At 63.8% G+C, this 10,187-nt stretch carries 8 protein-coding genes; 1 reads left to right on the top strand and 7 read right to left on the bottom strand.

Annotation, left to right across the window (positions count from 1 at the left end; translation table 11 throughout):
- Positions 1–2,060 (bottom strand): hypothetical protein (locus JOZ00_RS17945; protein ID WP_293345946.1); only part of this gene is annotated, 2,060 nt, incomplete at its 3' end.
- A gap of 280 nt (positions 2,061–2,340) precedes the next feature.
- On the opposite strand from JOZ00_RS17945, the gene JOZ00_RS17940 reads away from it, so the two are divergent.
- On the top strand, positions 2,341–2,652 hold the full coding sequence (locus tag JOZ00_RS17940; protein ID WP_293345944.1) for a DUF3761 domain-containing protein: 312 nt from the start codon (positions 2,341–2,343) through the stop codon (positions 2,650–2,652).
- A 139-nt stretch (positions 2,653–2,791) separates the two neighbouring features.
- Here JOZ00_RS17940 and JOZ00_RS17935 read toward each other — a convergent pair whose 3' ends face one another.
- The 6 genes from JOZ00_RS17935 to JOZ00_RS17910 are packed head-to-tail and all read right to left on the bottom strand — an operon-like array spanning position 2,792 to position 10,163.
- The gene (locus JOZ00_RS17935; RefSeq protein WP_293345942.1) at positions 2,792–4,363 is read right to left on the bottom strand and encodes an MlaD family protein; all 1,572 of its coding nucleotides are present in this window, start codon (positions 4,361–4,363) and stop codon (positions 2,792–2,794) included.
- The gene (locus JOZ00_RS17930) at positions 4,363–5,565 is read right to left on the bottom strand and encodes an MCE family protein (protein ID WP_293345940.1); all 1,203 of its coding nucleotides are present in this window, start codon (positions 5,563–5,565) and stop codon (positions 4,363–4,365) included. The genes JOZ00_RS17935 and JOZ00_RS17930 overlap by 1 nt, the downstream gene beginning before the upstream one ends.
- Entirely contained in the window at positions 5,562–6,878 is a 1,317-nt protein-coding gene (locus tag JOZ00_RS17925; RefSeq protein WP_293345938.1) for an MCE family protein, read from the bottom strand. Before JOZ00_RS17925 ends, JOZ00_RS17930 begins: the two co-directional genes overlap by 4 nt.
- Positions 6,875–7,939 (bottom strand): MCE family protein, encoded by a 1,065-nt coding sequence (locus JOZ00_RS17920; RefSeq protein WP_293345936.1) that lies wholly within the window; start codon positions 7,937–7,939, stop codon positions 6,875–6,877. The genes JOZ00_RS17925 and JOZ00_RS17920 overlap by 4 nt, the downstream gene beginning before the upstream one ends.
- The gene (locus JOZ00_RS17915; protein ID WP_293345934.1) at positions 7,939–8,955 is read right to left on the bottom strand and encodes an MCE family protein; all 1,017 of its coding nucleotides are present in this window, start codon (positions 8,953–8,955) and stop codon (positions 7,939–7,941) included. Before JOZ00_RS17915 ends, JOZ00_RS17920 begins: the two co-directional genes overlap by 1 nt.
- A complete protein-coding gene (locus tag JOZ00_RS17910; RefSeq protein WP_293345950.1) occupies positions 8,952–10,163 on the bottom strand; it encodes an MCE family protein in 1,212 nt (403 codons plus the stop codon). The genes JOZ00_RS17915 and JOZ00_RS17910 overlap by 4 nt, the downstream gene beginning before the upstream one ends.
- Positions 10,164–10,187: the final 24 nt, after the last annotated feature.

Below are 10,187 nucleotides of genomic sequence, written 5' to 3'. Positions count from 1 at the left end.
GGACCGGCCCCTACTGCCAGCGAATCGAGCTCAGTGAGAATGGGTTCGATGCGCCGTCGTGACCCGTGCACCTTCGGCAGAACCTTCTGCATCATCGCGAGGTCGAGCGCCGTACGAACATCGGTGTCTCCCGTCGCGGCGAAGAACGCGCAGAACCGCAGGATCTCGTACAACGTGCGGTGCCCGAACTCTTGGTTGGCGCCAGCCAAGATCAGGTGTGCCTCTCGAAGCGCTGACACAATCTCATCGCGAGCCGGATGAGGATGCTCTCGCTGCCAACTGTCGCTTTCCGCCAGCGAGGCGAAGGCGCGTACTCGCTGATCCTCGCCCGCCTGCGCGGCTATGGGCCGTTGGAGCTCGGCGTCAAGCTCGTCAGCGGTCACCCGGAACTCAAAGGTGAAGGCCCTGTCTAAAACCTTCGGCGAAAACATGTAGGTCGTCTCGTCCACGTTAACTGTGCCGACGACAAAAAGGTTTCGTGGCAACGGCAGCCTCTGCGCTTCGACGTCCCGCAGGGTCCACTGACGAGATGGCGGATCGAAGACCAAATCCGGGAGGACCGGACGCCGCGATTCGACCCCGGAAAGAAAGTCCGAGAAGTACCGCTCGACGTGGGCCAAGTTCATTTCGTCCAGGATCAGCAAGTACGGATGCTCGGGATCGTTCGCCGCGCGAAGAACAAACTCGAACGCTTCCGGAACAAACCACACCGGCGCCCCTGACGCGGATCTGCGCAGCGCATCCTCGTATCCAAAGATCGATTCCGGGCCCGTCCAGTCAGGCCGCACAGGCACGACGACGTGGCGATGACGTCCGTGTTCATCTGTGCCGAACCATTCACCGAGCCTCATCGCGAGCTGAGTCTTGCCCGAACCGGCAAGCCCCGTCAGGATCGCAAAGGGTTTAGCAAGCAGACTGCTCAAGAACGATCGCACGAGGTTCGAGCCCGCTGAGAAACGGAGCCCAGAAGCTTCCACGGCGACGGCAAAGTCATGAAACAGTTCGTCCGGCGTCGGCGCCTCTGGCGGCGGCGGAGGCGGAGGACCTGGAACCCAAGGTAGGTGCGCCGCAAGCTCGGGGAACCGCCGGGCCAGTTCGTTCACGAAGTCTCCCTGGAGGCGAACGAGATACACCTGCTGGACGGATCCAGCGACGGTGAACGGTGAACCCTGCCTAATGCGGGCACTCTCGTCGATAGCGGCAAGTGCGACCGGCTCATTCAGCTCCTCATACTGCGACTTGACTAGCCTGCCCGCTTCCTCCCAGGATTGGTCGTCAAGCGGATTCGGCGCCGGCCTCGCAGCGGCGGTTACATGGCTTGCGGCCCGCAACGAGCCATTGCTGTAATGCAGGACAACATCACCTTCGCGGACCTCATCCATGGTCTCCCAGTGATACTGCGGACGGCCCGCCTTATTCAGCATCGGCGCCCAAAGGAACCCCCCATCGCGCTCCTTTGTGTAACTGGCCCCTTGATTCACCCACCAGACCGACGCCTGTCGACCAAGGAACGTAACCCCTTGCTCGGTTAGTTCACCGTTTCTCTCGATGAGCCCACTTTCTATGAGAAGTTCTCGGTACCGAGCACCCTGGGATTCGAAGGTCCGGTCCTGTTGCCACTGGCCGGTTTTCGCGTGGGCTTCCAGTGCGCGCCCTAAATCGTCGTTAGAGAAGCCGACGGGCGCGTCGCGAACGATCCGAAGAGCGATCCGGACGTCCTCAGCGATCTGAGCGCTAGCACCAGATAGCCGGTCACGAAGGACGTCCTTCTGGATCTCACTAACAGTCCAGGGATTGCTTGGATCAACATTTTCGGCGTAGGTGACACCCGATGCGGTGAGCTTCCACCTACGCTCGTCCTCTACGGCCAGATCGAGCATCTGCGCGAAGCGAAGACAATCACGGGCGCGCCTCCCCGGGTTCTCGAACGGGCCGTCGGATTTAAAGAGTCGTGCTGGATCGTCCCCGAGTAGCTCGTCGATACTGGCGGAGCCCAGTTCGCTTAAGCGGGCGAGCAGCAGATTGCCATAGCTGAACTTGAGGGTCGGGATGGCCAGCACGGTTTCAGGCTAGTTGGGAAGGCCAGCGGCGCCCAGCATCGGAGATGTGTCTGCCTTCGTGTCCTCGACGAGGTCGGGTGAACCGTAGCCGCCAGTTTCCGAAGTCGCGCTTGTGTACCGGCTGCGCCGAGCCTGTTTAGCAAGATCACGGCTCGATCAGCTGTTGTGCACTTAGGTGACGAATCCTTGCCAATTTGCTGCGGGCCTCGCTCTGGACCCATTACGCTCCGTGTCCGGGGTGGGCACCCGCTAATCTCAAGATCATTTTCCGAGGTGGAGTGTGCGGGTTCAGCTTGTAATTGCCGCGGTAGCTATTTCTGCAGGGGCATCATGTATTCCCGTTATCGTCGCGAACGGGCCGACCACGATTCTGGCTAGTTGCGGCAAGGGCTTTTATCAGAATTCCAGCGGGCAATGCGTCCCCGACCCCTCGTCGGGCCTGCCTCCGGGGGGCGCCCCTGGCCTCGTTAGTAGCGGTGGCACGCCGCCGGGAGCTACCGCTATCTGCCGGGATGGTGACTACTCTTTTAGCACGCACCATACGGGCACATGCTCCGGCCACGGCGGTGTGAAGCAGTGGCTCAGCAACTGAGCGTCAGCCAAATGACAAATTGAACGGTCGTGGCGGCAATTCGTTTGCTTCGTTGGCGACGTCGACCGCTTGAAAGGATAGCGCCGAAGTGAGATTGCCGAAGATGAGCGTGATCGAGGTCAAGGAGAAGTCGCCGGCATCACCCTGACGTGAGCAGCATGTCCTTCCACGTCTTCGGTGCCTTCGCCCTTACCAAATCAGACTGCCGATACATCTGCCCGTCAGGCGCAACATAGCGCCCAGTCCGCGGGTCGTAATGCAGCACCGCAACCGACGGCGAGACACCAGAACCATTGGAATTGAACGCACTTGGCGCGGCACCCGCCTGAGGCGCTGTCGGCGGCTGGTTGAGTGAACCCGGCGCTGGAGGCCCTGGCGGTGTTCCAGAACGCACCGCCCCCGGCGGAAGTGGCGTTCCGTCAACTGGCCCGAAGGTCCGCTGCTCGATCCCCACTCGGTCGTCCGGCGCCACGCCCTGCGACGCCAAATTCGGATCGAAAGGGTACGGCCCAAGCGCATGCTGCCGCATGGCAAGCGGCACATAGGGTTTGTCGCTATTGCAGATTTCGACTGTCGGAGCACGCTTTCCGGGCTTACCCATGCACGGATAGTTCCGCGCGCCGCGCACGCTGATCGGCGAATCCTGCGGAAGCTTGCAGTACAGATTGTCCGGTGTATCGACCTCCGAAGTATCGGCCGGCGACCGCCACTGCGATGGCGGCAGGAAGCCCACCGTACATGCCGGCGGGTCAGCGATCGTCAACGCGAACCCACCGACCGCCAAGCCGGTCGGGTTGTTCGTCACGCCGTAGGAACTGGTCGCCGCAACGTACGGGGGGAGCAGCACCAGCAGCTGCTCCAGCGACGGGTGATACGTCACCCCGATCTGACCGACGGTCGTCAGGTTCGCCAGCAGTACCGGCAGCGTCGGCTTCACCTGGTTCAGCAGCCGCGAAATCTCCTGCGCGAAGCTAGGTCCGGTGTGCAGCAGCTTTCGGAATTGCGGATCGTCGGTCACCAGCTGGTCGGTGGCGCCGGCCAGGCTGTGCGCCCACTGCCGGATCGAGTCGGTCGTCTCCGCCTGCGCATCCAGGAAGGGAGAGGAATCGTTCACCAGCGCTTGGGTGTGGTCGACGACGTCATCGGCGTCGTGCGACAGCCGCGACGACGAATCCAGCAGCGACCCCAGGTCGTAGCCCTTTCCGTTGAAAGCCGTGAATGTCGAGTCGAGCAGTTGCGACAGCTTGTCTTTCGGCACGCTGTTCACCAACGCGCTCAGCTTGTCCAGCATCGGCCCCACGGGCGGTGGGATGGATGTGTCCACAGCGGAGATCACCGACCCGTCGCGCAGGTAGGGCGGATGCTCTGACTGCGGAACGAGATCCACGTATTGCTCACCCACCGCCGACACACTGCGAACCGCGGCATGCAAATCGGCGGGGATCTTTGGCGAAGTCTGCAACGAGAGAGTGGCTTCCGCGCCGGTAGACGTGGGACCGACCGCCGTCACCTTGCCGACCTGCACCCCGCGGTAGGTGACATTGCTGAACCGATATAGCCCGCCGGTGTCCGGCAGCTCCAATTTAACTGTGAAACGGCCGATTCCGAGCAGCGTCGGCACCTGCATGTACTCGAAGACCATGGCCCCCATGCCGATCACAGCAGCCAGAGTGAAGATCGTCAGCTGAATGCGCACGAAACGTGTCAGCATCAGCGACCACCGGGTTGGTCAACGGGCGCAACGGCACTCATATCGAGACTCGCAAACGCGGGAGGACGCGGCGGCGCGGGCGCGGGGCCTCCGGGCGGTCCCGCGTTGGCCGGCGTCGGCGCGGCCCCCGCGAACGGCATCAGGGTGAAGTTCTGATACCACGGATCGCCTGGGGCGGGCACCAGCTGTGCGTTGGGATCGCCCCAGTGGGTGCCCAGGAACATCGTGCGCTTGAGCCGGGGGAGCGTCAGGTCGGCGACGGCGAAGACATTGAAATAGTCACCGCGCAGCGCCCGGTCGAGGAAGTTCTGCGTGAACGGGAACGTCGGCAGGTAGCCGAGGACGATGCCGAGATCCGGGCCGACATCGGCAAGCGCGCGAATCGTCGGCTCGAGGTTCTGCAGGTTCTTCACCAAGTCGGCCTGTGTGTCGTTGACGAGTCGGGTGGTGGTGTTGCTGAACACCCGCAGCTTGTCGAGCGCGGCGGTGATACGCGGCCGCTCCCGGATCAATACCTCCAGGGCGGGCGGAATCTTGTGCAGCGCTTGCGATATCACCTCGCGCTGTGACGCGAACGTACCGGCCAGCCGGTTCAACGAGTCGATGGTCGCCACGATCCGATCACGCTGTTGGTCGAGCACACCGATGAAATCGTCCAGCCGCGTCAGCAGTTCACGCACGTCGTTCTCGTGACCGGCCAATGCGGCGCTGAAGTTATGGACGACGTCACCGATCTGCCCCAGCCCCCCGGAATTGAGCACCACCGACAACGAAGACAGCGTCTGCTCCGTCGACGGATACGTCCCGGACCTGTCCAACGGGATGGTGGCGCCGGACTGCAAACGACCCTGCGCCGGCTGTCCCAGCGGGGGATTCAGCTCGACGTGCATCGACCCCAGCAGGCTGGTCTGGCCAACAGTCGCCACCGTGTTGGCAGGTACGACGACGTCACGCTTGACGGAGATCTCCACGTCGGCGTGGTCGCCCTTGACCCGCATCCCGCCCACGGCGCCGACTACGACATCGCCGATCATGACGGGTGAATTGGATTCCAGCGTGCCAACATTCGCGAGCTCGACGTGATAGACGCTGGCGCCCGGCCCGCGGCCCACGGTGCCGGGCAGCGGCAGCGAGTTGACGCCCTTGAATCCGCAGCCCGCGAGGAGCGCGGCGCACAAGACGAAGCCAAAAAGCCGCTTCACGGCGACCCCGGTGGACCGGGCGGCGGCCCAGGCCTACTCGTGTCAGGAATCAGCAAGTCGCCCAGCGTATGCGGCGTCGAATCGCCGTTGATGCCGGTGTAGGCGGAGATCGACGGCAGCGTCTCCGGCGGCACCGGGCTGGGTCCCTCGCCGCCGGGCGCCAGACCCGGCTCGGCGTAGATGATCTTGTCCGGCGTCGCGCTGCGCTGCAGTACGAAGTTGGTGGGGATCGGCATGTAGTTGAAGTTTGCCGTGCGCAGCCCCGGGCCCAGGTATTCGGTGCACAGCTTCCCGGTCTCTTTTGCGCTGATATTCTCCACGGCTCCGATTGCGGCGCAGATGAAGTCGACCGGATTGGAGAAGTTGTTGATGATGAAGCTGCCGATGGCGCCGGGGATGTTCGGGTTGTAGATGTTGTAGCCGTTGGAGAATGCGGTGGGCGCGCCGTGCAGGATGTTCTCCACATCCAGCCGGTGATCGACCAGGTTCTGGGTCACATCGGCCAACCGCGATATCTGCTCGGCGGTCTTGTCGCGGCTGCCGGCGATGAACCGCTGCACCTCGCCAACGGCGACCGACAGATTCGACAGCGCCGCATCCAGATCGGATCGGCTGTCATCGATCACGCTGCTCAACGTCGCCAGCCGATTCTGGAACTGCACGATCTGCTGATTGCTGTCGCGCAGCGTGGTGACGAAGGTCTGCAGGCTCTTGATGACGTCGACGATGTTGCCGCTGCCCTTGGCCAGCACCCGGGCGATCCCCGCCAGCTCCGTCAGCGTGTGCCGCAGCTTCTCCCCGTTGCCGTCCATCGCGTTGGCGGCGCTTTCGATGAAGCGGCTGACCGATGTCGAAGAAACGCCATTACCTGGGCCTAGATCCGTTGCCAGCCGGGTTAATTGGGTGGTGACCTCGTCCCACTCGACGGGAATCGCGGTCCGGTCGACGTCGATGACCGCGCCGTCGCGGATCTTGGGCCCGCTCCGGTGGTAGGCGGGGGCAAGCTGGACGTAACGCGCCGCCACCAGATTTTGCGAGACGATCACCGCCTTGGCGTCGGCCGGGATCGACACGTCGCGGTTGACATGCAGCGTCAACTTCACTCGGCTGGGCGCCGGCTGGATCGACGACACGGTGCCGACCTTGACCCCGGACACCCGAATGGAATCGCCTGGGTAGATGCCGGTGGCGGAGGTGAAATACGCGGTGATCGTCATCGGCCGAAAAAAAGAAAGCCACGCAACAAACGCAGACCCCGCCACAACGAGCCCGACCAGGACCACCGCCGTCGCAGCTGCGAGCCAGCCCCTCATCGCTGCTCCGGGAGAATTCCGTTGCGCGGCCACGGGAACAGGGCACGCGGCATGTTCGGGTCGTTGCGACGCATTCCGAAGTAGTAGTCGAAGAATGGTTGCATCAACTCCGGTATCGCGAGGTTGGGCACGTAGGCGTTGTAGTAGAAGCCGTTGGACACGGTCTCGCCCGACGTCAACTCGAACTTCTTCAGGCCGGGCAGCGCCTTGGAGATGTTGTCGTGGTTCTTCTGCAGCATGGCCGCAACGGAATTCAACCTGTCCAACGTCGGCGCGAGCTTGGCCTCGTTGTCGGCGACCAGCCCGGTCAGCTCTTTGGCGACGACGGAGACATTGGCCAGCAGCTCGCTGATCGCGTTGCGCCGCTGCACCAGCACGTCGAGCAGCTGGTTGCCGTTGAGGATCAGCGCGTTGACCTGCTGGCTGCGCTCCGACAGGATCCCGGTGACGTTAGTGGCGCTCTTCAGCAGATCGTCCAGGGTTTCCCCGCGGCTGTTGAGCGCCCGCGACAGCCGGGTCACGTTCTCGAACGTCGGGCCGAGTTGCGGCGCGATCTGATCGACCGTCGCCGACAAAGCATCCAGCGATTGGTTGAGCGTCTGGGTACTGGTTCCCGCGGTATTGGTGGTCAGGTCGGAGACGGCCTCGGAAAGTGAATAGGGAGAGGCGGTTCGGGAAAGGGGGATGACGTCGGCCGAACGCAGCGGGGCGGCGCCGCCCGGCTCTAGGGTCAACACGCGCGCGCCCAGTAGCGAACCCGTGCGGATGTGTGCGGTGGTCTCCGATCCGAGCAGCACCTTCCCGCGAATGCGGAACGTCACCAGGGCCGCGCCGTCCTCGTCCAGCGAGACGTCGGAGACGGTGCCGACCTTGACGCCCGACACCAGCACGTTGTTTCCCGATTCGATGCCGCCGGCCTCGGAGAACAACGCCCGATAGCGGATCATCGTCGCCCACGACGCCAGTTCCTGTGGCGCCAGCCCGACCAGGACGACGAGCACCATCAGGATCACGCCCATCAGGCCCGATCGAACGTGTTTGCGGTCACGGTATTTCAGCATCAGGGCTCCGCGCACCTGCCCTCGGTCTGCTTGATCCAGGGCGACACCACGGTCCGGCCCTGCAGATCGCTGACGCGGAAAGCAACACCGCAGATGTAGTAGTTGACGAAGCTGCCGTAGGCCCCGGTGCGGGCGAGCTTGCGGTAGTTTCCCGGCGCGCGCTGCAGCGCGTCGTCCAGGAATCCCTTCCCCTTATCCAACAAGGGCGCCAAGCGATTCAACTGGTCGACCGTTCCGGCCAGCGGAGGCCGCGCCGCCGCGAGCAGCTCAGCCACCGACGCGGTGCCTTTGTCGAGCGCCTGGATGGCATCGCCGATCGGGTCGCGGTCGGTGGACAGGTCGGTCACCAGGTGCTGCAGGCGATCGATGGCGCCGGAGAACTGATCACCCTGTTGGGCAAGGGTTTGCACCACCGTGTTGAGGTTGTCGATGAGCTTCTCGACGGCCTGGTTCTTGTTGGCGACGTCGTCGGAGAACCGTGACGTTTTGGACAACAACGACTGCAGCGTCTGCCCTTGGCCCTGGAACACCTGCAGGAGCGCTGAGGTCAGCGCGTTGACGTCGTGTGGATCCAGACCGCGGACAACGGGTTTGAGCCCGCCGAGCAACAGGTCGAGATCCAGGGCCGGCAGTGTGTGGTCGACGGGGATGCGCGACCCCGCCGGCAGAATCCGGGTCGATCCGGGGCCGATGATGATTTCGAGGTAGCGATCGCCGACCAGGTTGAGGTAGCGCACGGCGGCCTTCGAGCCGGTCGTCAGCGCGATGTCACGGTCGGCGTCGAAACCCACCACCACCGAGTTGTCCGGCTGTAGCGACACCGCATTGACGGTTCCCACCCGAATCCCGGCTACCCGCACCGAGTCTCCCGACTTCAGTTGCGAGGCATCGGTGAAAACCGCCGAGTAGCCGTGCGTCGGACCCGTTCGATACTGGCCGAAGATGAGTAAGAGGCAGCCGGTCAGCGCCAGCATGACCACCGCGAAGACCCCGAATTTGACGAGCGTCCGCCTCATCCCGGTTGTCCGATCTGGGCGGTGTTGCGGGGCGGTCCGTCGATGGGGCCGTACAGGAACTGTTTGAGCGCATCGGAATTCAGCAGGTTGCCGGGGTTGCCGTAGCGCCAGGGGTTGGCGCCGACGTCGGCGACGTCGAAGGGCGGGAATGTGTTGAACGGCACGGGTAATTCGTTGTCGCACTGCGGGCCGCCCTTAGCCGCCACCTTCGGAAGGTTCGAGGGGTAGCGGTACCGCTCGGCGCCCAGGCTCAATCCTGCCAAGACTTCGAGCCCGGGCACCGGGGTTGGTGGCTGCTTGGCCAACGGGAACATCCCACGCAAGCCGCAGGTGAGCGCCGAATTGTATTTGTTCGTCAGATCTGTGGTCGGCACCAGCAGCTGCATGACATCGGTGAGCGCTTGCCGATTGCCGCCCACCACGTCGTTACCGATCTCTGCCAGGCCGATCACGTTGATGAGCAGCGAGTCGAAATGCTGTTGTTCCTCGACGAACGTCTGGCTGATCCGCGTCGTGTGGTCAATGACGCTGATGAGGTCGGGCGCCGCGTCGGCGTAGGCGTCGGACACCCGGGCCGTCGCATCGAGGTCGTGGCTCAGTTTCGGCAGGCTCGGCTCGAGTTTGGCGAGGAAGGCGTTGGCGTCGCTAAACGTCTGCCCGAGCTGCCCGCCGCGGCCGTTGAGGGCCGCCGCGAACGCACCCAGCGTCTCGTTGAGTTTGGCCGGGTCGATCTTGGTCAGCACCGAAACCAGTTGCTGGAACACGGTATTGACCTCGACGGTCACGTGGCCGGCGTCGAGCACCTGTCCCGCGCGCAAAGCCTGCACCGACGGCTCCTCGGGCGGAATCAACTGAACGAACTTGGCGCCGAACGCCGTTGTCGCGACGATGTTGACGAGGACATTGGCCGGGATCAGACGCAGCCGCGCCGGCTCGATGGCCAGGTGAATGGCGGCCTGGCCGTCGGGCCTGTCGTCGATGGAAGCGACGCTGCCGATCTGGGCGCCGTGCAGTTTCACCTTGGCGCCGGGAGTCATCATCAAACCGGCGCGCCCGGCGAGCACCGTCACGGGGACCGTCTGGGTGAAACCGCCGCGGAACTGGGTCAACGCCAACGCGACGATGACGCAGATGACCAGGACAGTGACCAGCCCGGCCAACGGGCGCGTATAGGTGTGCCGAGAGCCGCGGTGCCCGGCCGGGAGCATGACACGGGGTCGATGCCGAGCCGG

This window comes from Mycobacterium sp. (genome assembly GCF_019243155.1).
GTDB lineage: Bacteria > Actinomycetota > Actinomycetes > Mycobacteriales > Mycobacteriaceae > Mycobacterium.
The sequence above is the reverse complement of the archived record's forward strand: the minus strand, read 5'-3'. Positions and strand labels throughout refer to the sequence as shown.

Excerpts from the sequence above, each read along its gene's own strand:
- JOZ00_RS17935 (WP_293345942.1), bottom strand. The coding sequence starts at position 4,363 with ATGCTGACACGTTTCGTGCGCATTCAGCTGACGATCTTCACTCTGGCT.
- JOZ00_RS17925 (WP_293345938.1), bottom strand. The coding sequence starts at position 6,878 with ATGAGGGGCTGGCTCGCAGCTGCGACGGCGGTGGTCCTGGTCGGGCTC.
- JOZ00_RS17920 (WP_293345936.1), bottom strand. The coding sequence starts at position 7,939 with ATGCTGAAATACCGTGACCGCAAACACGTTCGATCGGGCCTGATGGGC.
- JOZ00_RS17915 (WP_293345934.1), bottom strand. The coding sequence starts at position 8,955 with ATGAGGCGGACGCTCGTCAAATTCGGGGTCTTCGCGGTGGTCATGCTG.
- JOZ00_RS17910 (WP_293345950.1), bottom strand. The coding sequence starts at position 10,163 with ATGCTCCCGGCCGGGCACCGCGGCTCTCGGCACACCTATACGCGCCCG.